This window comes from Sphingopyxis terrae subsp. terrae NBRC 15098 (genome assembly GCF_001598815.1).
GTDB lineage: Bacteria > Pseudomonadota > Alphaproteobacteria > Sphingomonadales > Sphingomonadaceae > Sphingopyxis > Sphingopyxis terrae.
The window spans coordinates 239,910-260,352 of record NZ_BCZQ01000008.1; the positions used below are offsets into that span (position 1 = coordinate 239,910).

General features: G+C 66.8%; 21 protein-coding genes. 10 read left to right on the top strand and 11 right to left on the bottom strand.

Annotated elements, in window-relative coordinates; genetic code table 11:
- The first annotated feature begins 18 nt into the window (after nucleotides 1-18).
- The 3 genes from STE01S_RS07055 to STE01S_RS07065 are packed head-to-tail and all read left to right on the top strand — an operon-like array spanning nucleotide 19 to nucleotide 5,460.
- Complete coding sequence (locus STE01S_RS07055; protein WP_062766293.1) at nucleotides 19-1,128, top strand: efflux RND transporter periplasmic adaptor subunit; 1,110 nt, start codon at nucleotides 19-21, stop codon at nucleotides 1,126-1,128.
- Between the two features lies 1 nt (nucleotide 1,129).
- A complete protein-coding gene (locus tag STE01S_RS07060; protein WP_062766296.1) occupies nucleotides 1,130-4,240 on the top strand; it encodes an efflux RND transporter permease subunit in 3,111 nt (1,036 codons plus the stop codon).
- Nucleotides 4,237-5,460 (top strand): TolC family protein, encoded by a 1,224-nt coding sequence (locus STE01S_RS07065; RefSeq protein ID WP_062766299.1) that lies wholly within the window; start codon nucleotides 4,237-4,239, stop codon nucleotides 5,458-5,460. Before STE01S_RS07060 ends, STE01S_RS07065 begins: the two co-directional genes overlap by 4 nt.
- A 9-nt stretch (nucleotides 5,461-5,469) precedes the next feature.
- Here STE01S_RS07065 and STE01S_RS07070 read toward each other — a convergent pair whose 3' ends face one another.
- Complete coding sequence (locus STE01S_RS07070) at nucleotides 5,470-6,021, bottom strand: hypothetical protein (RefSeq protein WP_003041814.1); 552 nt, start codon at nucleotides 6,019-6,021, stop codon at nucleotides 5,470-5,472.
- 195 nt (nucleotides 6,022-6,216) lie between these two features.
- Here STE01S_RS07070 and STE01S_RS07075 point away from each other — a divergent pair, with 195 nt between their 5' ends.
- The gene (locus STE01S_RS07075; RefSeq protein WP_062766302.1) at nucleotides 6,217-7,353 is read left to right on the top strand and encodes a beta-ketoacyl-ACP synthase III; all 1,137 of its coding nucleotides are present in this window, start codon (nucleotides 6,217-6,219) and stop codon (nucleotides 7,351-7,353) included.
- Between the two features lie 16 nt (nucleotides 7,354-7,369).
- Here the strand turns inward: STE01S_RS07075 and STE01S_RS07080 are convergent, their stop codons facing one another.
- The 5 genes from STE01S_RS07080 to hisB all read right to left on the bottom strand — a co-directional run bounded on the left by STE01S_RS07080 (nucleotide 7,370) and on the right by hisB (nucleotide 11,350).
- Entirely contained in the window at nucleotides 7,370-8,452 is a 1,083-nt protein-coding gene (locus STE01S_RS07080) for a calcium:cation antiporter (protein ID WP_003041808.1), read from the bottom strand.
- 48 nt (nucleotides 8,453-8,500) lie between these two features.
- Entirely contained in the window at nucleotides 8,501-9,265 is a 765-nt protein-coding gene (hisF, locus tag STE01S_RS07085) for an imidazole glycerol phosphate synthase subunit HisF (RefSeq protein ID WP_003041806.1), read from the bottom strand.
- A gap of 145 nt (nucleotides 9,266-9,410) precedes the next feature.
- Nucleotides 9,411-10,157 carry a 1-(5-phosphoribosyl)-5-[(5-phosphoribosylamino)methylideneamino]imidazole-4-carboxamide isomerase gene (gene hisA / locus STE01S_RS07090; RefSeq protein WP_062766305.1) on the bottom strand — a complete coding sequence of 249 codons (747 nt, stop codon included), beginning with the start codon at nucleotides 10,155-10,157 and terminating at the stop codon, nucleotides 9,411-9,413.
- On the bottom strand, nucleotides 10,145-10,753 hold the full coding sequence (hisH, locus tag STE01S_RS07095) for an imidazole glycerol phosphate synthase subunit HisH (protein ID WP_062766307.1): 609 nt from the start codon (nucleotides 10,751-10,753) through the stop codon (nucleotides 10,145-10,147). Before hisH ends, hisA begins: the two co-directional genes overlap by 13 nt.
- Before the next feature lie 9 nt (nucleotides 10,754-10,762).
- Entirely contained in the window at nucleotides 10,763-11,350 is a 588-nt protein-coding gene (gene hisB, locus STE01S_RS07100; protein WP_003041798.1) for an imidazoleglycerol-phosphate dehydratase HisB, read from the bottom strand.
- 97 nt (nucleotides 11,351-11,447) lie between these two features.
- Here hisB and STE01S_RS07105 point away from each other — a divergent pair, with 97 nt between their 5' ends.
- Genes STE01S_RS07105 through STE01S_RS07120 form a run of 4 tightly spaced genes read left to right on the top strand, consistent with a single transcriptional unit; the run spans nucleotide 11,448 to nucleotide 14,040 of the window.
- A complete protein-coding gene (locus STE01S_RS07105) occupies nucleotides 11,448-11,930 on the top strand; it encodes an SspB family protein (RefSeq protein WP_058812327.1) in 483 nt (160 codons plus the stop codon).
- Nucleotide 11,931: 1 nt separating this feature from the next.
- Nucleotides 11,932-12,243: a hypothetical protein gene (locus STE01S_RS07110; protein WP_003041793.1), complete on the top strand. Its 312-nt coding sequence runs from the start codon at nucleotides 11,932-11,934 to the stop codon at nucleotides 12,241-12,243.
- Complete coding sequence (fumC, locus tag STE01S_RS07115; RefSeq protein ID WP_062766310.1) at nucleotides 12,240-13,655, top strand: class II fumarate hydratase; 1,416 nt, start codon at nucleotides 12,240-12,242, stop codon at nucleotides 13,653-13,655. Before STE01S_RS07110 ends, fumC begins: the two co-directional genes overlap by 4 nt.
- A 16-nt stretch (nucleotides 13,656-13,671) precedes the next feature.
- The gene (locus STE01S_RS07120; protein ID WP_058812324.1) at nucleotides 13,672-14,040 is read left to right on the top strand and encodes a hypothetical protein; all 369 of its coding nucleotides are present in this window, start codon (nucleotides 13,672-13,674) and stop codon (nucleotides 14,038-14,040) included.
- Nucleotides 14,041-14,064: 24 nt separating this feature from the next.
- Here the strand turns inward: STE01S_RS07120 and STE01S_RS07125 are convergent, their stop codons facing one another.
- Nucleotides 14,065-14,619 carry a DUF2585 domain-containing protein gene (locus STE01S_RS07125; protein ID WP_062766313.1) on the bottom strand — a complete coding sequence of 185 codons (555 nt, stop codon included), beginning with the start codon at nucleotides 14,617-14,619 and terminating at the stop codon, nucleotides 14,065-14,067.
- A 61-nt stretch (nucleotides 14,620-14,680) separates the two neighbouring features.
- Between STE01S_RS07125 and gmk the strand changes: the two genes are divergently transcribed.
- Nucleotides 14,681-15,343, top strand: coding sequence for a guanylate kinase (gmk, locus tag STE01S_RS07130; protein ID WP_003041782.1), 663 nt, complete (start codon nucleotides 14,681-14,683; stop codon nucleotides 15,341-15,343).
- A 49-nt stretch (nucleotides 15,344-15,392) separates the two neighbouring features.
- On the opposite strand, the gene STE01S_RS07135 is transcribed toward gmk, so the two are convergent.
- The 4 genes from STE01S_RS07135 to STE01S_RS07150 form a co-directional block, all read right to left on the bottom strand.
- A complete protein-coding gene (locus STE01S_RS07135; protein WP_062766316.1) occupies nucleotides 15,393-15,830 on the bottom strand; it encodes an acyl-CoA thioesterase in 438 nt (145 codons plus the stop codon).
- A 1-nt stretch (nucleotide 15,831) separates the two neighbouring features.
- On the bottom strand, nucleotides 15,832-16,614 hold the full coding sequence (locus tag STE01S_RS07140; protein ID WP_062766319.1) for an SDR family NAD(P)-dependent oxidoreductase: 783 nt from the start codon (nucleotides 16,612-16,614) through the stop codon (nucleotides 15,832-15,834).
- 117 nt (nucleotides 16,615-16,731) lie between these two features.
- Nucleotides 16,732-17,901, bottom strand: a complete 1,170-nt coding sequence (locus tag STE01S_RS07145; protein ID WP_062766322.1) for an acetyl-CoA C-acetyltransferase — start codon at nucleotides 17,899-17,901, stop codon at nucleotides 16,732-16,734.
- A gap of 52 nt (nucleotides 17,902-17,953) precedes the next feature.
- A complete protein-coding gene (locus STE01S_RS07150) occupies nucleotides 17,954-19,108 on the bottom strand; it encodes an acyl-CoA dehydrogenase family protein (RefSeq protein WP_058812322.1) in 1,155 nt (384 codons plus the stop codon).
- Between the two features lie 344 nt (nucleotides 19,109-19,452).
- Here STE01S_RS07150 and STE01S_RS07155 point away from each other — a divergent pair, with 344 nt between their 5' ends.
- Nucleotides 19,453-20,322 carry an SMP-30/gluconolactonase/LRE family protein gene (locus tag STE01S_RS07155; protein WP_062766325.1) on the top strand — a complete coding sequence of 290 codons (870 nt, stop codon included), beginning with the start codon at nucleotides 19,453-19,455 and terminating at the stop codon, nucleotides 20,320-20,322.
- Nucleotides 20,323-20,443 lie beyond the last annotated feature (121 nt).

Genomic DNA, 20,443 nt, shown 5'->3' on the forward strand with positions numbered 1-20,443 from the left:
GCTTGGCAGAGGGCGGCCATGGACAGGAAAGCCCTTATCGCCGCATCGACAGCGCTCGCCCTCGCGGCGGGTGCCGGAGCCCTCTGGTGGTCGAAGGAGGCGCCCCCGCCTGCGCCCGACGGCGGCGAAGCGGCCATGGCGCCGGGCAAGCTGACGGCCCGACAGATCGAGAAGCTCGGCATCGCGACCGCAGTCGCGGCGGCCGCCAGCAGTGCCGAGCTTGGCGCGGTCCCTGCGACCGTATCGCTGCCCCCCGATGCGCGGGTCGCGGTGACCGCGCCATTCGACGGGATTGCGGTGCGGCTGTTTGTCGTCGAGGGCGAGGCGGTTGCCGCCGGTCAACCGCTCGCCAGCATCCGCGCCGCCGAGCCTGTCCAATATGGCGCGGCGCTGGCGCGCGCGCAGGCGCAGCTGGAGGTTGCCCGCGCCGCCGCGGGCCGCACCGGTCAGCTGGCCAAGGAAGGCATTGTCGCGGGCGCCCGCGCCGACGAGGCGCGCGCCGCGCTGCGCGAGGCAGAAGTCAATGTCGCCGAAAACCGCCGCATTCTCGCGCAGGCCAATGCCGACGGCAGCGGTATGATGACGCTGCGCGCGCCGATCGGCGGCCGGATCGCCGCCGTCAATGTGCAGGCGGGCGGCCCGGTGGGCGGCCTCAGCGCGCCTTTCATCGTCGAAAATACGGCGCGGCTGATGCTCGATCTGCAAATCCCCGAACGGCTCGCGGGCGCGGTGCATCCGGGCACACCCGTCGAAGTCCGGATGCCCGGCACCGCGCCCGCCACCGGCCGCGTCATCGCCGTCGGCGGCTCGATCGACCCCGCGACGCGCGCGCTGACGGCAAAGGCACGCCTCGACGCCGCACCCGCACTGGTCAGCGGCAAGTCGGTCGTCGCGATCCTCGGCGGCGTTCAGCCCGTCGCCGGGGCGAGCATCCCCGCTGCCGCGCTGACACGGGTCGGCGACAGGGATGCGGTTTTCGTGAAGGGGACGGACGGCTTCGCGCTGCGCCCCGTCACCATCGCCAGCCGCGTCGGGGCCAGCGCGACGATAACCGCCGGACTGAAGCCCGGCGAACGCGTCGCAACCTCGGCAATCGCCGAACTCAAGGCCGTGCTGGGCGGCGAATAGGATGCTCGGCAAACTCGTCGAAAAGGCGCTCGCACTGCGTCTCGCCGTCATCGGTGCCGCACTGCTGCTGGGCGGGATCGGGGCCTGGTCCTTCGCCAATCTGCCGATCGATGCCTTTCCGGACATCAGCTCGACGCAGGTCAAGATCATCCTGAAGGCGCCGGGCATGACCCCCGAGGAGGTCGAGAGCCGCGTCATCACGCCGATCGAGATGGAGATGCTGGGCATCCCCGATCAGGCGAACCTGCGCTCGGTCGCCAAATATGCGATTGCCGACATCACAATCGATTTCAAGGACGGTACCGACATCTATTGGGCGCGCAGCCAGGTCGCCGAGCGGCTGTCGAATGTTGCGGGCGACCTGCCGGCGACGGTCGAGGGCGGGATGGCGCCGATCTCCACCCCGCTGTCCGACATGTATATGTTCACGCTCGAAGGGCCGCAGGATCTGACCGAAAAGCGGCGGGTGCTCGACTGGATCATCCGCCCGGCGCTGCGCACCGTTCCCGGCGTTGCCGATGTCAACGCGCTCGGCGGCTTTGCCGAAACCTTCGAGGTGCGCCCCGACAATGGCGAGCTGGCGGCGGCGGGGCTGAGCGTCGAGGATCTGCGCGCGGCGATCGAGGCGAGCAATCGCAACGACGGCGCGGGCCGGCTCAAGATCGGCGACGAAGCGCTGATCGTGCGTTCGGTCGGCGCGATCCGCACGCTCGGCGATCTCGCGTCGGTCGTGGTGCGGTCGCAGGATGGCGGCATCGTGCGTGTCGGCGACGTCGCGGCGGTGCGCGCCGGGCATCTGACGCGCTATGGCGCGGTCACGAAGGACGGCAAGGGCGAGGCGGTCGAGGGACTGGTCATCGCGCTGCGCGGCGCCGACGCGTCGAAGGTCGTCGACGGGGTCAAGGCGCGGCTCGCGGAAATCCAGCCCAGCCTGCCGCGCGGGATGCGCGTCGATGTCTTCTACGACCGGTCGGACCTCATCGAACGCGCCGTCGGGACGGTCGAGAAGGCGCTGATCGAAGCGACGATCCTCGTCGTCATCCTGCTGCTGCTGTTTCTGGGCGATGTCCGCGCGTCGGTCATCGTCGCACTCGCGCTGCCGATGGCGGCGCTGCTGACCTTCATCTTCATGCGGGCGATCGGACTGACCGCCAATCTGATGAGCCTCGGCGGCCTTGCCATCGCGGTCGGCATATTGGTCGACGGCGCCGTGGTCGTCGTCGAAAATGTCGTCGAGCGCTTGTCCGATCCCAGGCATCGCCGGATGGGTAAGCTGCATGCGGTGTTCGTCGCGGCGTCCGAAGTCGCGATGCCGGTCGCCTCGGGGCTGCTTATCATCGCGCTCGTCTTCCTGCCGCTGCTCACGCTCGAGGGGCTGGAGGGCAAGCTGTTCGCGCCCGTCGCGCTGACCATCGTGCTCGCGCTGCTTTCGGCGCTGGTCCTGTCGCTGACGCTGGTGCCGGTGCTCGCCTATTTCATCCTGAAGCAGCAGGACGGCCACCGCGAACCGCGCCTGATGCGCTTCCTGGCGCCGCGTCACGCGCGGGCGCTCGACTGGGCCTTTGCCCACCGCCGGACCGTTGCCGGGATATCCGCGATCGGCCTGCTGCTCGCCGGGGTCGCCTATACCGTGACCGGCAAGACCTTTCTGCCGACGATGGACGAGGGGTCGACGATCGTTCAGCTCACCAAGCTGCCGAGCATCAATATCGAGCATAGCGCCGCGGGCGACATGAAGGTGCAACACGCGGTCCTCGAACAGGTGCCCGAAGTTACCAGCGTGATCGCGCGCGTCGGCAGCGACGAGCTCGGCCTCGATCCGATGAGCCCCAACGAGACCGACAGCTTTCTGAAGCTGAAGCCGCGGTCCGAATGGCGCGTTGCCGACAAGGACTGGCTCAACGACCGGATTCGCGCCGTGCTCGCCGATTTTCCGGGGATCGAGCCCAGCTTCACCCAGCCGATCGAAATGCGCGTTTCCGAAATGCTCACCGGTGCGCGCGGCGACTTGGCGATCAAATTATTCGGTCCCGACCTCAAGGAACTGGCCCGGCTCGCGGGTGCGATCCAGGGTCGGCTAGAAACGATCCGCGGGACGAGCGAGGCGATGACGGTTGCCAACGACAGCGTCGATTATCTGCAGATCGATATTGATCGCATGGCCGCGGGGCGTGCGGGAATGCCCGTAGACATGCTGCAGGACATGATGCGCGCCGATGTCGAGGGCGTCCGCGCCGGCACGATCGCCGAAGGCGCGCGCCGGATTCCCGTGGTTATCCGCGGCGAAGGCGGCGACGGTATGGACGCGCAAAGCTATACCGACCGCCTCTACCGGACCCCCGCCGGCACCCTCCTTCGCACCAGCGATGTCGCGGCGATCGCACAGGTCGCGGGGCCGGTGAAGCTCGAACATGAAAATGGATCGCGCTTCGCGCTCGTGCAGGCCTTCGTCAGCGGCCGCGACCTTGTCGGCTATGTCGAGGAGGCAAAGGCGGACATCGGCAAGCATGTAAAGCTGCCGCCCGGCTATCGTATAGTGTGGGGCGGCCAGTTCGAAAATCAGCAACGGGCGGCCGCGCGCCTGATGATCGTGCTGCCGATCGCGGTGCTGATGATCTTCGTCGTTCTGTATCTGACGCTGCGCTCGCTCCGCGCGGCGGCGCTGATTCTCGTCAACATACCCTTTGCGGCGGTGGGCGGGATGATCGCGCTCGCGCTATCGGGCGAATATCTGTCGGTTCCCGCCTCGGTCGGCTTCATCGCGCTGCTCGGCATCGCGGTGCTCAACGGGCTCGTCATGGTCAGCTATTTCCGTCAGCTGCGCGAACGCGGCGTCCCGCTGCATCAGGCGGTGCGCGAGGGCGCCGCACGGCGCCTGCGCCCGGTGCTGATGACCGCGAGCATCGCCGCCTTCGGCCTCGTCCCGCTGCTCTTCGCGTCGGGTCCGGGTTCGGAAATCCAGCGCCCGCTTGCCATCGTCGTTATCGGCGGGCTGGTGACGGCTACGCTGCTCACGCTCATCCTGCTGCCCATCCTGTACGAACGCTTCGGCGAAAGCGCTGCCGAGCGCGGCGCCGGCGATCAGGACCATCCCGCCGGAGCCTCTGCATGACCCGCCTTCTGTTCCTTGCCATCAGCCTGGCCCTGACGCCGCCTGCCGCCGCCGAGCCGGGACTGTTGCCCGAAGCGGTGGTGCGCGAAGCGCTCGACGCCCATCCCTCGGTCATCGCGGCGAGGGCGCGTGTCGATGTTGCGGCGGCGGAGAAGCGCGCGCTCGAAGCCGGACCTTATGAGTTCAGCGTCACCGGCAGCTATGTCAGCCGCAGCATCGACCGCGAGGGGCGCTTCAACGAATATGACGCGATCCTGGCGCGTCCCGTGCGTCTGCCGGGCAAGGCGCGGCTCGACCGCAAGGCCGGCGCGCTGGGCGTCGAAGCCACCACCAATCATTTCGAAGATGCCCGGCATCAGGCCGCGCTGTTGCTCAACGCCATGTGGTGGGACTGGGTCGGCGCCAGCGCCGAGGCCGTCGTCGATGCGCAGGGCGTCGAAAATTACGCGACGCTGGTCCGGATCGTGCGCCGCCGGGTCGATCTGCGCGACGCGCCGCAGCTCGAGGCCGATCAGGCCGAAGCCGCGCTGGCGGAGGCGCGCCTGCTCGCGGCCCAATCGGCGGGGCGCGCCGATCTGGCACGGGCCCGGCTTGCCGCGCAATTTCCGGGCGTCGCCCTGCCCATCGAGGCCCCGACGCTCGCCACCCCGGCCTTCGATCCCGCCGGGGCGTCGCAGATGCGCGATCAGGTCATCGAACGCAGCCACGAAATCGCGGCCGCCGATGCCGAGGCGCGGCGCTTTGGTGCGCTCGCCGAACGCGGGCGGCAGGACCGGATTCCCGATCCCACCGTCGGTCTCCGGCTGTTCAGCGAACGCAGCGGCGCCGAACGCGGCGCGGGTCTGACCGTGACGATCCCGATCGGCGGCAATCACCGCGGCGCCATGGCGGCGCGCGCCGCGTCCGAGGCGCAGGCCGCGGCGGCGCAGCTCAGCGCCGTCCGCTTCGATGTGCAGGAAATGGCCGACGGCGACCTCGCGCGCGCCGCTGCGGCCTATTCGGCGTGGCAGCGCGCCGATCAGGCGCGCGCGGCGCAGATGGCGGCGCTCGCCAAGCTTCGCCGCGGGCAGGATCTGGATGCGATCGATCTCGCCGACGTCCTGCTCGGAGAGCGCCAGACGCACGCGGCGTTCCGCGCCGAAACGATCGCCCGCACCGAAGCGCTGCGCGACATCACCCGGCTGCGCATCGACAGCCACAATCTGTGGATCAGCGAATAGGCCGGGCGTTCAATTGGCCGGTTTCGTTACGTCGATCTTTTCGATCCATTCGGGATAGAAGCTCGGTTCGCGCGCCGACCAGCCGGGCGCGGTAGCGGCGGCTTCGCTGATCGACTGGAGCAGCAGCTTGCGCTTGTCGGGGTGCAGGTGCGGCAGCGATGCCGCGGCGCAGAAAGCGCCGGGCAGCCACGGCCGCGCATGCGCGCCGAGCAGGCGTTCGTAGAGAAAGCGATAGGCGGCGAAGGTCGGCAGGCGGTCCTGCCCCAGATCGAAGGCCGATACCGCGACGAGCGGCGCCATGAAGCCTTCGAGTGCGTCGAGCCCGCTGTCCTCGGGAATATGGGTGCGAATGTCGCCCAGCCGCTGATAGACGCGGGCCTGGACGCGGATAGCGGTTTCTTCGACCATGTCGCGCGACCAGCGCGCGATCGCATCGTCACGCTCGAGCCCGATATCGAGCGAGCGGCGAATATAGCGCTGCGTCCCCGCAGCGAAGCCCGCAAATTCCTTGATTTCGGCGAGGGACAAATCGCCGGATGCCGGTCCCGAACGCGTCGCCATGGTCATGCTCCCGCTTGCGCACCCCGGGGAGCCGTCCCCCCGGAGGCTTGCATCGAACAGTCTGCCACCAAAATGGTTAGTGGCCGGTTAACCATGACGTCGGCGTGCGTTCAGCTTCGCTTGTGGGGCGTTGCGCCGCGCGGCGACCGGGCCTAATCAGCGTGTCATCAGACCATAAGACACGCAGGGACAACCATGTCGCACGCACCGCAGCCGGTCATTTCCGCCACCGGCCTCTTCACCCCCGCCGAACGCATCACCAACGAAGAACTTGTCGACAGTTTTAACCGGTATGTTGCGCTGCACAATAGGGAAAATGCCGCGGCGATCGCAGCGGGCGAGATAGGCGAACTCGCTGAATCGAGCGTCGAATTCATCGAAAAAGCGAGCGGCATCGGGTCGCGCTACGTCGTCGACAAGGCGGGTATTCTGGACCCCGAGCATATGGCGCCGCGGCTTGCCGAGCGGACCAATGACGAGTTGTCGATCCTCGCCGAAATCGGCGTGGCGGCCGCAAAGGACGCGCTGGCGCGCGCCGGCCGCGATGCCGCCGACGTCGATGCGGTGCTGTGCGCGGCGTCGAACATGCAGCGCGCCTATCCTGCGATGGCGATCGAGATTCAGCAGGCGTTGGGCATCGACGGCTTTGCCTTCGACATGAATGTCGCCTGCTCCTCGGCAACCTTCGGCATCCAGACCGCGGCCGACTATATTCGTGCGGGGCACGCAAGGAGCGTGCTCGTCGTGAATCCCGAAATCTGTTCGGGCCACCTCAACTGGCGCGACCGCGACAGCCATTTCATCTTCGGCGACGTCGCCACCGCGATTCTGATCGAGGACAAGGCTATCGCGCCGGCGGGGCATTGGGACATTTTGGGTACCCGGCTGAAGACCGTTTTCTCCAACAATATCCGCAACAATTTCGGCTTCCTGAACCGCACCCATGGCGCCATCGACCAGTCGGGTCCGAAGACCGACAAGCTGTTCGTCCAAGAGGGCCGCAAGGTATTCAAGGAAGTGGTGCCGATGGTCGCGGCGATGATCGTCGAGGAAATGGAGAAACTCGGCCTGCAAGGCGCCGACATGCGCCGCCTGTGGCTGCATCAGGCGAACACCAACATGAACCGCCTGATCGCGCACAAGGTGCTGGGGCACGAGGCGAGCGCCGACGAAAGCCCGACCGTGCTCGATACCTATGGCAATACCTCAAGCGCCGGGTCGATCATCGCCTATCACCTGAACCACGAAGATATGCAGGCGGGTGATACCGGGCTGATCTGTTCGTTCGGCGCCGGCTATTCGGCGGGTACGGTGTTCGTTCGCAAGACGTGACCGCCAAAATCGTCGCTTACGGCACGAAGGTCGTGAACAGATAGATTGCGAACAGCATCAGGTGGATCGTGCCCTGCAGCACGGTCGTTCGCCCATTCGCCAGCGTCTGCGACGCGACGATCAGCGAGAGGAACAACAGCACCGTCGATTTGGCATCGAGGCCCAGGCTGATCGGCATGTCGGTGGCGATCGACAGGATCGCGACCGCCGGGATGGTCAGCCCGATCGTCGCCAGCGCCGACCCGAGCGCGAGGTTGAGGCTGGTCTGCAGCCGGTCCGCCTTTGCCGCGCGCACCGCCGCCAGCCCTTCGGGGGCGAGGATCAGCGCCGCGATCAGGACGCCGAGCACCGCCGGCGGCGCGCCCGCTTCGGCGAGCAGCGCGCCGATCACCGGCGACAGCGCCTTCGCCAGCAGCACGACCCCGAACAGGCACGCGACGAGCAGGGCGAGCGACAGCCACATCCGCTGCGCCGATGGCGGGGCGGCGTGGGCGTCGGGTTCGTCCTGCGCTTCGCCATCGGGCAGGAAATAATGGCGGTGGCGAACGGTCTGGACGAGCGCGAAGGTCGCATAGAGGATCAGCGACACCACCGCGACGAAGCCGAGCTGGGTTGCCGAATAGCGCGGCCCCGGCGCGCTCGAGGTGAAATTGGGGAGCACCAGCGTCACCACCGTCAGCACGGTGAGCGTCGCCAGCGCAGCGCCCATGCCGGTGCGCTGGAACCGCTGTTCGTGATGGCGGATCGCGCCGCTTAGCAGACAAAGCCCCATCAGCAGGTTGATGATCACCATCACCGCCGCGAACACCGTGTCGCGCGCCAGCGTCGCCGCCTTTTCGGGCTCGGCCTGCATCAGCGTCAGGATCAGCCCCACCTCGATCACCGTCACCGCCAGCGCGAGGATCAGCGTCCCGAAGGGTTCGCCGACGCGGTGCGCGACGACTTCGGCATGATGGACCGCGGCGATCACCGACCCGGCCAGGATTACCCCGACCAGAAAGGGATTGAGCGGCATCGCCAGGCTGGCGATCGCGGCACCGAAGCCGAGGATCGGCAGCAGGTCGTTGACACGGTCGGCGAGGCGGAGCTTGGCTGTCATCGGCTTTCTATTGCAGCCGCTTGGCCTCAGCGCCAGCCCTTCAGGACATCAATGCGCGCGCACCGGCAGGCCCGCTGCGGCGAGCCGCGCATGCGCCTCGGCGATCGTCGCTTCGCCGAAATGGAAGATGCTGGCCGCGAGCACCGCGCTCGCGCCGCCTTCGATCACGCCGGCGACCAGATGGTCGAGGGTGCCGACGCCGCCCGATGCGATCACCGGCACCGACACCGCATCGGCAATCGCGCGGGTGAGCGCGAGGTCGTAGCCATCCTTGGTCCCGTCGCGGTCCATGCTGGTGACGAGCAATTCGCCCGCGCCCAGTTCGGCAAGGCGCACCGCATGGGCAAGCGCATCGACCCCGGTCGGGGTGCGTCCGCCATGGGTGAAGATTTCCCACCGCCCCTCGGCGACGCGGCGCGCGTCGATGCTGCCGACCGCGCACTGGCTGCCGAAACGGTCGGCGATGTCGGCGACAAGTTCGGGGCGCGCCACCGCGGCGCTGTTCACCGCTACCTTGTCGGCGCCCGCGAGGAGCAGCGCGCGCGCATCGTCGGCGCTGCGCACGCCGCCGCCGACGGTCAGCGGCATGAAGCAGACTTCGGCGGTGCGTGCGACCATATCGAGCAGCGTGCCGCGCCCTTGGTGGCTCGCGGAAATGTCGAGGAAGCAAAGCTCGTCGGCGCCCGCCGCGTCATAGGCGCGCGCGGCTTCGACCGGATCGCCGGCATCGCGCAGGTCGACGAAATTGACCCCCTTCACGACGCGGCCGTCGGCAACGTCGAGGCAGGGGATGACGCGGACGCGGACGGTCACGACACCCCCCCATAACTTTCTCCGCATCCCCGAGCGAAGGCGAGGGGCCCGTTCGAGCGCAGCGAGAACCGATCCGCCGCAGCCTCGACTTCGCTCGGCAATGCCCCTCGACTTCGCTCGGGGATTCGGATTGGGGAGAGACTTGTCACGCCTGCCCCGCCGCGATCGCTTCGGCGAGGTCGAGGCGGCCGTCATAGAGCGCGCGGCCGGTAATCACGCCCTCGATTCCATCGGCGACGTGCGGGCGCAGCGCGTGGATGTCGCGGATATCCGCGACGCCGCCGCTCGCGATCACCGGGATGGCGACCGCCTGCGCCAGCGCAACGGTCGCGGCGACGTTGCAGCCCTTGAGCAGCCCGTCGCGCCCGACGTCGGTGAACAGCAGCGCGGCGACGCCGGCATCCTCGAAGCGCCGCGCCAGATCCTCGACGCGCACGTCGGAGACATCCGCCCAGCCTTCGGTCGCGACCATGCCATCGCGCGCATCGACGCCGACGATGATCCGGCCCGGCAAGTCGCGCGCGGCCGATTTGACGAAATCGGGGTCTTTGAGCGCCGCGGTGCCGATGATGACGCGCTCCACCCCGAGCGCGAGCCAGCGATCGACGCCCACGCGATCGCGGATACCGCCGCCGACCTGCACCTTGCCCGGAAAGGCCGCGACGATGCTTTCGACCGCCGCGCCGTTGACGCTTTCACCGGCGAAGGCGCCGTCGAGATCGACGACGTGCAAATGGCTGGCGCCCGCGTCCGCGAACAGGCGTGCCTGCGCCGCCGGATCGTCGCCATAGACGGTCGCGCGCGCCATATCGCCCTCGGCGAGCCGCACCACCTGCCCGCCCTTGAGGTCGATCGCGGGGAAGAGGATCAGGCCAGAATCTACGGGCGCCATGCAAGGAATCTTTCGAGGGTCGCGAGGCCATAGGCCTGGCTCTTTTCGGGGTGAAACTGCACGCCGACGATATTGTCCTTCGCCACCGCGGCGGTGAAAGGGCCGCCATGACTGCTCGTCGCCGCGACGTGCGCCGCGTCGGCGAAATGATAGCCGTGCAGATAATAGGCCTCGCCCGCAGCCAGCACCGGATGCGCGAAGCTCGGCACGACATCGTTCCAGCCCATGTGCGGGATGCGCAGTCCCGGCGCCGGCGTGAAGGCGCGCACCGTTCCGCCGATCCAGCCGAGCCCTTCGTGCCGCCCATGCTCCTCACCCGCGTCGGCGAGCAATTGCATCCCGACGCAGATGCCGAGGAAGGGCGCACCCTCGCCGCGAACGCGCTGCTCCATCGCCTCGATCAGGCCGGGAATTGCCGCCAACCCGTTCATGCACGCGGCAAAGGCGCCGACGCCCGGCAGCACGATGCGGTCGGCTCGTCCCACAATGTCGGGATCGGCGGTCACCGCGACATCGTCTGCGCCCGCCGCGACGAGCGCATTATGCACCGAGCGAAGATTGCCCGCGGCATAGTCGATCAGGGCAATGGCGCTCATGGACAGCCCCTAAAGGACACCCTTGGTCGACGGAATCGCGTCGCCCTTGCGCGGGTCGATCTCGACCGCGGCACGCAGCGCGCGGGCAAGCGCCTTGTACATGCTCTCCGCAATATGGTGGTTGTTCTCGCCATAAAGGGTTTCGATGTGCAGCGTGATCCCTGCGGTCTGGGCAAAGCTGTGGAACCAGTGCGGAAACAGCTCGGTATCCATCTCGCCGAGCCGCGGCTGCGAGAAGGCCGATTTCCAGACGCAGTGCGGGCGCCCCGAAATATCGAGGATGCAGCGAGTCAGCGTTTCGTCCATCGGCGCATGGGCTTCGCCGTAGCGGGCGATGCCGCGCTTGTCGCCGAGCGCCTTCGCCACGGCTTCGCCGAGCGCGAGGGCCGAATCCTCGACCGTATGATGCTGGTCGATGTGCAGATCGCCCTTCACGGTCATCGAAATGTCGATCAGCGAATGGCGCGACAATTGTTCGACCATATGGTCGAGGAAACCGATTCCGGTGGACACCGAATAGTCGCCGGTGCCGTCGAGGTTGACGGCGATCGCGATATCCGTTTCCTTGGTCGTGCGCTGGACGGTGGCGGTTCGCATGGCATGCCCCTTAGAGCCTAATTTTCGCGTTGCAAGGCGACTCTGCCCGACAGACCCCCCTTGACCCGCGCCCGTCGTCCGTTCATCCCCCATCGCCATGAGTGATGACGTTCGCGACAGCCTGATTCCCTATGACGAAATCGTGCAGGACGCGCTGCGCGCCGTGGTCGGCCGCGTGCTCTCGCAAATCGAGGGGTCGGACCATCTGCCCGGCGAGCATCATTTCTACATCACCTTCAAGACGCAGGCGCCGGGTGTATCGATCCCCGCGCATCTGGTGGCCAAATTCCCCGACGAAATGACGATCGTCCTCCAGAACCGCTTCTGGGATCTGAAGGTCGAAGAGGATCTTTTCAGCGTCGGCCTGTCGTTCAACCAGACGCCCTCGACGCTGGTCATTCCCTATGCCGCGATCACCGCCTTCGTCGATCCGTCGGTCGATTTCGGCCTGCAGTTCCAGGTCAGCGAAGACGAGCTGGAGCAGCCCGAGCCGCATGACGAAGCCGATAACGACCGCCCCGACGTTGCCGTCGAGGACGGATCGAATGTCGTGACGGTGGATTTCGGCAAGAAACGATAGGATGGCGGGCCCCAACTGGCCCCCCAGCCGCTTCTGGCAATATTGGGCACTCGCAGGGATGCTGGTGCTGACCGCCGCCTTCTGGTGGGGTGTCGAGGGTTATGCGCGGTTCGAAAGCGGCGTCGGCGATGCGATCGCCGACGGGCTGCTGCGCTTCAGCCTGCTGATCCTGACCCCGGCGCTGCTGATCGTCTGGGCGGCGGCCGCCTGGTTCCGGCGACGGATCGGCGAAGGCGGATATTGGCAGTTTCTGGGCCTGGTCGCGCTGATCTGGGCCGGCGCGGTGGCGGTGACGAGGATATTGATCGGATGAGCGACACGCGGATCGAAAGCGACAGCATCGGCGAGATCGCGGTCCCGGCGAACGCCTATTGGGGCGCGCAGACGCAGCGTTCGATCGAGAATTTCCCCTTCGGCACGCGCGAGCGGATGCCGATCGAGATCGTCCATGCGCTTGCGCTGGTCAAGCAGGCGGCGGCGCGCGTGAACCGCAGGCACGGCCTGTCCGCCGAAAAGGCCGACGCGATCGAGGCTGCGGCGCGCGAGGTTGCGGAGGGTCGCCACGACGACCAGTTCCCGCTCGTCATCTGGCAAACCGGCAGCGGCACCCAGTCGAACATGAACGTCAACGAGGTGATCGCCGGGCGCGCCAACGAGATGCTCTCGGGCCAGCGCGGCGGCAAATCGCCCGTGCATCCCAATGACGACGTCAACCGCAGCCAGTCGTCGAACGACAGCTTCCCGACCGCGATGCATGTCGCGGCGACACTGGCGATGACGCAATGGCTGATGCCCGCGCTCGACCGTTTGATGGACGCGCTGCTCGCGAAGGCGAAGGCGTGGGACGATATCGTCAAGATCGGCCGCACCCATTTGCAGGACGCCACTCCGCTGACGCTGGGGCAGGAGTTTTCGGGTTATTATGCGCAGCTCCGCCTGTGCCGGACGCGCACCGAACCGATGGTCGACCATGCCATCACCCGGCTTGCGCAAGGCGGGACCGCGGTCGGCACCGGGCTCAATGCCCCGGCGGGCTTTGCCGAGGATATCGCGGCCGAACTGGCGGCGATCACCGGCCTCGGCTTCAAGAGCGCCCCCAACAAGTTCGAGGCGCTGGCGAGCCACGACGTGCTGGTCGATCTGTCGGGACGGCTCAACACGCTCGCGGTCGCGCTGACCAAGATCGCCAACGACATCCGCCTGCTGGGATCCGGGCCGCGCGCCGGCCTGGGCGAGATTGACCTGCCCGCGAATGAACCCGGTAGCTCGATCATGCCGGGCAAGGTCAATCCGACCCAGTGCGAGATGCTGACGATGGTGGCGGCGCAGGTGATCGGCAATCATCAGGCGGTGACCGTCGGCGGGATGCAGGGGCATCTCGAGCTCAATGTCTTCAAGCCGCTGATCGGCGCCAATGTGATGCGCTCGATCGATCTGCTCGCGACGGGGATGGAAGGCTTTGCGGCGCGCTGCGTCGAGGGAATCGAGCCCAATCGCGAACGTATTGCCGAACTGGTCGACCGATCGCTGATGCTGGTAACGGCGCTGGCGCCCGAAATCGGCTATGACAAGGCTGCGAAGATCGCCAAACATGCGCATGAGACGGGATCGACCTTGCGCGCGGCGGCGCTCGACCTCGGCTATGTCGACGCTGCGACCTTCGACCGTGTCGTCGACCCGCGGCACATGCTCGGCCCGGAACCCGAATCGCCCGCCGGGGATTGATAGGGGGAGGAAGGATATGAAGATGATGGGACGGATCATCGGCGGCGTGATCGGAAGCGCGATCGGCCGCAGGAAAGGCAATCATACGATGGCGGGCGCGGTGATCGGCGCCGGGACGCTGTTCGTCGCGCGGCGGATGTTCCCGCAGCGCTATGCGGCGCTCGCCGCGACCGCTGCGGCCGCCTATCTTACCAAGAAATGGGCCGACCGCGCCGAAGCGCGGCAGGCGGCGGAAGCCGCGCATCGCGCCGACAGCACGCTGGAGAAGGAAGGCGTCGTCGATCCCTATGCGGGGATCGTCCACACCGACGGCCAGGATTTGGGCGACGCCCTGCCGCCGGCGATTCCGGTGGACGAAAAGGCGCCCCGCCCCGCCATCCACTGAGCGGCGGGCACCGAGCGGCGGGCGCTATCCGCCCGCTTGCCACTCCTTCACCGCCTCGATCGGTGAGACCAGCATTAGTATGTTGAGTGTCAGATTGTCGCGGATCGCCCACAAGGTGAAGAGTTCGAAGGCGAGCGCGAGCGCGACGGTCGCCCACCAGCGCATCCGGCTGGCCGCCAGAAAGCCGGCGATCATGAAGGCGGCGTCGCTGACCGAATTGAGCACCGAATCGCCCGCATAGCCATAGGCCATGGTAACCTCGCGGTAGCGGTCGATGATGACCGGCGAATTTTCCAGTATCTCCCATGCGCCTTCGATCCCGATCGCGACGGCGAGTGCGGTCCACAGCGGCGCGCGCGGCATCAGCCAGCGCGACAGGCCGTAAAAGAGGAACCCGTGGGTGATATGGCTGAAGCTGTACCAGTCGGAAATCTGCTGGCTGTTCTGATTCGACTGGACGGTGCCGTGCCACAGGCTGATCGTGCCGCAGGGGCAGATCGGCGGGCGCCCCATCGCGATCAGGATCGCGGCCAGCAGGCCGAGCAGCCCCACCGCCACCAGCCAGCCCGTGCGCGACATTCCCCGCATCCCTGTATTCCTTCCCGCTTGACCGCCGCCCCCGCTCGGGCAATTAGCGCCCATGGCTGAAAGCGTCCACCTCAACCGCCGCGGCGTCCTGTTCGTCCTCTCCTCGCCCTCGGGTGCAGGCAAGACCACCATCTCCAAAAAGATGCTCGCGGGCGACCGCGACATTGCGCTGTCAATCTCCGCCACCACGCGGCCGATGCGTCCCGGCGAGCAGGATGGGGTCGATTATCATTTCGTCGATGTCGACACGTTCAAGCAGATGGCCGCCGACGGCGAATTTCTCGAATGGGCGCATGTCTTCGGCCATCGCTACGGCACCCCGCGCGACCGCGTCGAGGAGCTGCTTGCCGCGGGCAAGGACGTGCTGTTCGATATCGACTGGCAGGGCGCGCAGCAGCTCTATCAGGAAGCCGGCCCCGACGTGGTGCGGGTGTTCATCCTGCCGCCGACGATGGAGGAGCTCGAACGCCGGCTGCGCGCGCGCAACACCGACAGCGACGAAGTGATCGCGGCGCGGATGGCACGCGCGGCGAACGAGATCAGCCACTGGGACGGTTATGACTATGTGCTGATCAACGACGATGTCGAAGGCTGTTTCGAGGAAGTGAAGGCAATTCTGCGTGCCGAGCGGCTGAAGCGCCGCCGCCAGATCGGCCTGATCGGCTTCGCCCGCGACCTGATCCGCTCAGTACCCGAGGCGGATCCGACGCTTTAGCAGGGCTCGTCGCCCCGCCTTCGCGGGGGCGACGCTGTCGAGGGTTACGTCAACCCGCCCGCGCCAGCTTCGCTTCCAGTTCCCTTACCATTTCAGCGCGCAGCGGCTTGGCAGCGTCGTCGGTGCGGCACACCACGACCGTATCACAGGTCGCGATGCAGCGACCGTTCTGGAACATCGCCTGCACGATCGTCCAGCTCGAGGTGCCGAGGCGACCGATGCCGGTCGCGATCTCGACGGGGTCGGGAAAATTGCCCTCACCCAGATAGTTGATCTCGACCGCGGCGACCATCGTGCGCTCGTTCGCCGGGCGCTCCTCCCAAGGACGGATTTCGCGGTTCAGCAGCACGCGGCCGCTTTCGAACAGTGCCGCAAAGGCCACATTGTTGAGGTGACCGTTGATGTCCATGTCCTGGAAACGCGTCTGCAGATCGAGGTGGACAGGGTAGCTGGCGGCATCGAGCCGCCAGCTTTCCGGTTTCGGCATATCAGCGCGGACCCATGCGGATGCCGCCGTCGAGGCGCACGTCCTCACCGTTGAAATAGCCGTTTTCGATCATCGTCAGCGCGAGACCCGCATATTCGGCCGGGTTGCCGAGGCGCTTCGGATTGAGGACCGATGCCGCGAGCGCATCGCGGACATTCTGCGGCGCGGCGCCGAGCAGCGGGGTGTCGAAGATGCCCGGCAGGATCGTGTTGACGCGAATGCTTTCGGCCGCAAGGTCGCGCGCGATCGGCAGGGTCATGCCGACGACGCCGCCCTTCGACGCCGAATAGGCCGCCTGACCGATCTGACCGTCCTCGGCCGCGACGCTCGCGGTGTTGACGATCGCGCCGCGTTCGCCATCTTCCATCGGGTCGAGCGTCATCATGCCCGCCGCCGACTTGGCGATGCAGCGGAAGGTGCCGACAAGGTTGATCTGGATAATCCAGTTGAAGGCATCGAGCGGGAAATGCTTGATGCTGCCGTCTTCTTTCGACCGGCTTGCGGTCTTGATCGCGTTGCCGGTGCCGGCGCAGTTCACAAGGATACGCTCCTGACCGATTGCGGCGCGCGACTTTTCGAAGGCGGCGTCGACCGACGCATCGTCGGTGACATTGCATTCGCAGAAGACCCCGCCGAGTTCGGCAGCAAGCGCTTCGCCCTTTTCGGCCTGCAGATCGAAGATCGCGACCTTGACGCCCTTCGCGGCAAGCGCGCGCGCGGTGGCGGCACCAAGGCCCGAAGCGCCGCCAGTGACGACGGCGGATACGGTGGAATCGAGTTTCATGTCATGTCCTTTCCCTGAAAAATGCGTGTTCCGGCGGACGCCGGAACCCAGAGCGTGAACAACTGACGCCCGCGTCAGGCCGCCCTGGGCTCCGGCGTCCGCCGGAGCACAAGATCGTTAAAGCCGCTCGACGATGGTGACGTTGGCCTGGCCGCCGCCTTCGCACATCGTCTGAAGACCATATTTGCCGCCGGTGGCGTCGAGCACGCCGAGCAGCGTCGCCATCAGCTTGGTGCCGCTGGCGCCGAGCGGGTGGCCGAGCGCGATCGCACCGCCATGCTGGTTGAGCCGCGCATGATCGGCGCCGAGATATTTGAGCCAGGCGAGCGGAACCGGCGCGAACGCCTCGTTCACTTCATAGGCGTCGATGTCCTCGATCCGCAGGCCGGCCTTCTTCAGCGCTTTTTCGGTCGCGAACAGCGGCTCTTCGAGCATGATGATCGGGTCGCCCGCGGTCACCGAAATATGGTGGATGCGCGCGCGCGGGGTCAGCCCATGATCCTTGAGCGCCTGTTCCGACACGATCAGCGCGGCCGACGCGCCGTCGCAGATCTGCGAGCTGGTCGCGGCGGTGATGGTGCCGCCTTCCTGCAGGATCTTCACCCCGGCAATGCTTTCGAGCGTCGCGTCGAAGCGAATCCCCTCGTCGACCGTGTGGCGCTGCGGCCCTTCGGGCGTCTCCACCTCGATCCCGACGATTTCATTGCCGAACAGCCCCGCCTCGGTCGCGATGCGGGCGCGGCGGTGGCTTTCGAGCGCGAAGGCGTCGAGGTCGTCCTTGGTGAAGCCGTGCTTCTTGACGATCATTTCGGCGCCCATGAACTGGCTGAACATGATGCCGGGATATTTTTCCTCGAGCCGCGGCGACTTATAATTGCCGAGTCCTTCCTTCATGAACAGCGTCGCGACGCTGCCCATCGGCACACGCGTCATGCTTTCGATGCCGCTGGCGAGGACGATATCCTGCGTGCCCGACATAACCGCCTGCGCGGCGAACATCATCGCCTGCTGCGACGATCCGCACTGGCGATCGATCGTGACTGCGGGAATCGAGTCGGGCAGCTTCGAGGCGAGGACGGCGTTGCGGCCGAGGTCCATCGTCTGCTCGCCGCCCTGGCTGACGCAGCCGGTGATGACATCGTCGATTTTCGACGTGTCGAAGTCGTTGCGGTCGGCGATCGCGTCATAGACCGCGGCGCCGAGGTCGACAGGGTGAACACCGGCGAGCTTGCCGCCGCGGCGGCCACCGGCGGTGCGGACGGCATCTACGATATAGGCTGTGGCCATGGAGAGTTCCTTTCCGATTATCGCCGTCCCCGCGAAGGCGGGGGCGACGGGATTAAAGCTTGCGTCCGATCAGTTCCTTCATGATCTCGTTCGTGCCGCCGAAGATGCGCGTCACGCGCGCCGCGCGCCAGGCGCGGGCGATCGGATATTCGTTCATATAACCCGCGCCGCCGAACAGCTGGAGGCACTTGTCCATCACTTCCCACTGAAGATCGGTGTGCCACAGCTTCGCCGCTGCGCCCTCTTCGGGGGTGAGTTCCTTCTTCAGATGCCGCGCGAGCGCCCAGTCGAGGTGCGCCCAGCCGACCTGCAGCTTCGCCTTCAGATCGGCGAGGACGAAGCGGCTGTTCTGGAAATCGAGGATCGGTTTGCCGAACGCCTTGCGGTCGCGGGTGTATTCGACCGTGTCGTCGAACGCGCGCTGCGCCGAGGCCTGCGCCGATACGGCGATCGACAGGCGTTCCTGCGGCAGTTCGCTCATCAGATAGATGAACCCCTGCCCCTCTTCGCCGAGGCAGTTGGTGATCGGCACGCGGACGTCGTTGAAGAAAAGCTCCGACGTGTCGGCTTCGTCCTGCCCGATCTTGTCGAGGTTGCGGCCGCGCTGGAAGCCTTCGCGATCGGCTTCGACGAGCACGATCGACACGCCCTTCCACGCGGGCTGCACCTCTGTATCGGTCTTGACGCAGACCAGGACCAGGTCGGCGTTCTGGCCATTGGTGATATAGGTTTTCGACCCGTTGATGACATAATGATTGCCATCCTTCTTCGCGGTCGTGCGCATGCCCTGAAGATCGCTGCCGGTACCCGGCTCGGTCATCGCGATCGCGGTGACCACTTCGCCCGACACCATCTTGGGCAGCCAATGCTTCTTCTGCTCTTCGCTACCGTAACGGACGATATAGTTGGTGACGATATCCGACTGAAGCGAAAAGCCGGTGGTGACGCGGCCGTAATAGGCGCTTTCCTCGTCGACGATCGCATTATAGCCGAAGTCGAGGCCCAGCCCGCCATATTCTTCGGGAACGGTGGGGCACAGCAGGCCCAGCTCGCCCGCCTTTGGCCACAGATCCTTCGGCACGATGCCGTCCTCCGCCCATTTCGCCTGATTGGGCGCGACTTCCTTTTCAAGGAACTGGCGCACCGTCGCGCGGAACGCCTCATGATCGTCGGTGTAAGCGGTGCGCGACAGATTATCGAGCGACATCCTTCTTCCTTTCCCTGAGCGCGTCCGGACGATTTCGGGGAGCCGGTGCGCGCGAAACGGGGCCGCGCCGGGGCACGTCCTTCGCTTGCTAATGGACCTTACGTTTACGTCCACGTCAAGTAGAAATGCCGTTACGGCATAAAACGCAGGCGAAGCCGCCCACCGTCTCGTGGCCCCGGACTGGATACCGGACCCATGCGCCCCACGCGGCAAGAATCGACCCCGCATCAAGTCAGGGACGATGAACGGAATTTGCCCCGACTCGGCTGTTCCATCATCGGATCGAGCACCGAATAGGTTTGCGGGCGCTGGGCAGCGCCGCCGCGCCGCGCTAAGCCGCTGCGATGGTCGATCTCCTTCTCGATGCGCAGGCGCTGCTCGGCGAATCGCCGCGCTGGCACGCCGCCGAAGCACGCCTTTACTGGGTCGATATCGACGCGCATCGCATCCACCGCACCGATCCCGCGACCGGCGCGACCGAGACGATGCAGCTCGACCAGCCCGTCGGCTGCGTTGCGCCGCGCGCGGGCGGCGGGCTGGTCATGGGCCTCAAGGACGGCTGCGCCCTGATCGACGCGTGGGGCGGGGTGCCACGCGCCTTCGGCCCCGCGGTGCTGGCAGGCATCGCCGAACAGCGCTTCAACGACGGCTGCGTCGATGCCGCAGGCCGCTTCTGGGTCGGCAGCGTGACGCGCGACAAGTCCAATCCCGGCGCGATGCTGTTCCGCCTCGACCCCGACGGGTCGCTGACCCCGATGCTGGGCGGGCTGCTGACGAGCAACGGCGCGGCCTTCAGCCCCGACGGCCGCACCTTTTATCACGCCGACACGCCAACGCATGCGCTGCACGCCTATGCGGTCGACCCCGCAACCGGCGCGCTTGGCGACGGCCGGCTGTTTCACCAGTTCGAGCAGGGCAAGGGCCGCCCCGACGGCGGAACGGTCGATGCCGAGGGCTGTTACTGGTCGGCGCTGTGGGACGGCTGGCGCGTCGTGCGCCTGTCGCCCGCCGGCGAGATTCTCCAGACGGTCGAGATGCCCGTCCAGCGCCCCTCGATGATCGCGCTGGGCGGCGCCGACCTGCGCACCGCCTTCGTCACCAGCGCGGGCAAAGACCTGTCCGACGACGCGCGCGCGGCCCAGCCGCACGCCGGCGGCCTCTTCACCTTCCGCGTCGATGTGCCGGGAATCGTCCAGCCGGGCTTTGGCGGGTGAGCCGCGCGTGCGATATGGCAGGAAGCGACCGGAAGCGATCATTCGATCCTCCCTGTGGCGAAGCCATGGGGAGGTGGCAGCCCGCAGGGCTGACGGAGGGGCAATGGCGCGACGTGGCGGG

Excerpts from the sequence above, each read along its gene's own strand:
- STE01S_RS07055 (WP_062766293.1), top strand. The coding sequence starts at position 19 with ATGGACAGGAAAGCCCTTATCGCCGCATCGACAGCGCTCGCCCTCGCG.
- STE01S_RS07060 (WP_062766296.1), top strand. The coding sequence starts at position 1,130 with ATGCTCGGCAAACTCGTCGAAAAGGCGCTCGCACTGCGTCTCGCCGTC.
- STE01S_RS07065 (WP_062766299.1), top strand. The coding sequence starts at position 4,237 with ATGACCCGCCTTCTGTTCCTTGCCATCAGCCTGGCCCTGACGCCGCCT.
- STE01S_RS07070 (WP_003041814.1), bottom strand. The coding sequence starts at position 6,021 with ATGGCGACGCGTTCGGGACCGGCATCCGGCGATTTGTCCCTCGCCGAA.
- STE01S_RS07075 (WP_062766302.1), top strand. The coding sequence starts at position 6,217 with ATGTCGCACGCACCGCAGCCGGTCATTTCCGCCACCGGCCTCTTCACC.
- STE01S_RS07080 (WP_003041808.1), bottom strand. The coding sequence starts at position 8,452 with ATGACAGCCAAGCTCCGCCTCGCCGACCGTGTCAACGACCTGCTGCCG.
- hisA (WP_062766305.1), bottom strand. The coding sequence starts at position 10,157 with ATGGCGCCCGTAGATTCTGGCCTGATCCTCTTCCCCGCGATCGACCTC.
- hisH (WP_062766307.1), bottom strand. The coding sequence starts at position 10,753 with ATGAGCGCCATTGCCCTGATCGACTATGCCGCGGGCAATCTTCGCTCG.
- hisB (WP_003041798.1), bottom strand. The coding sequence starts at position 11,350 with ATGCGAACCGCCACCGTCCAGCGCACGACCAAGGAAACGGATATCGCG.
- STE01S_RS07105 (WP_058812327.1), top strand. The coding sequence starts at position 11,448 with ATGAGTGATGACGTTCGCGACAGCCTGATTCCCTATGACGAAATCGTG.
- STE01S_RS07110 (WP_003041793.1), top strand. The coding sequence starts at position 11,932 with ATGGCGGGCCCCAACTGGCCCCCCAGCCGCTTCTGGCAATATTGGGCA.
- fumC (WP_062766310.1), top strand. The coding sequence starts at position 12,240 with ATGAGCGACACGCGGATCGAAAGCGACAGCATCGGCGAGATCGCGGTC.
- STE01S_RS07120 (WP_058812324.1), top strand. The coding sequence starts at position 13,672 with ATGAAGATGATGGGACGGATCATCGGCGGCGTGATCGGAAGCGCGATC.
- STE01S_RS07125 (WP_062766313.1), bottom strand. The coding sequence starts at position 14,619 with ATGTCGCGCACGGGCTGGCTGGTGGCGGTGGGGCTGCTCGGCCTGCTG.
- gmk (WP_003041782.1), top strand. The coding sequence starts at position 14,681 with ATGGCTGAAAGCGTCCACCTCAACCGCCGCGGCGTCCTGTTCGTCCTC.
- STE01S_RS07135 (WP_062766316.1), bottom strand. The coding sequence starts at position 15,830 with ATGCCGAAACCGGAAAGCTGGCGGCTCGATGCCGCCAGCTACCCTGTC.
- STE01S_RS07140 (WP_062766319.1), bottom strand. The coding sequence starts at position 16,614 with ATGAAACTCGATTCCACCGTATCCGCCGTCGTCACTGGCGGCGCTTCG.
- STE01S_RS07145 (WP_062766322.1), bottom strand. The coding sequence starts at position 17,901 with ATGGCCACAGCCTATATCGTAGATGCCGTCCGCACCGCCGGTGGCCGC.
- STE01S_RS07150 (WP_058812322.1), bottom strand. The coding sequence starts at position 19,108 with ATGTCGCTCGATAATCTGTCGCGCACCGCTTACACCGACGATCATGAG.
- STE01S_RS07155 (WP_062766325.1), top strand. The coding sequence starts at position 19,453 with ATGGTCGATCTCCTTCTCGATGCGCAGGCGCTGCTCGGCGAATCGCCG.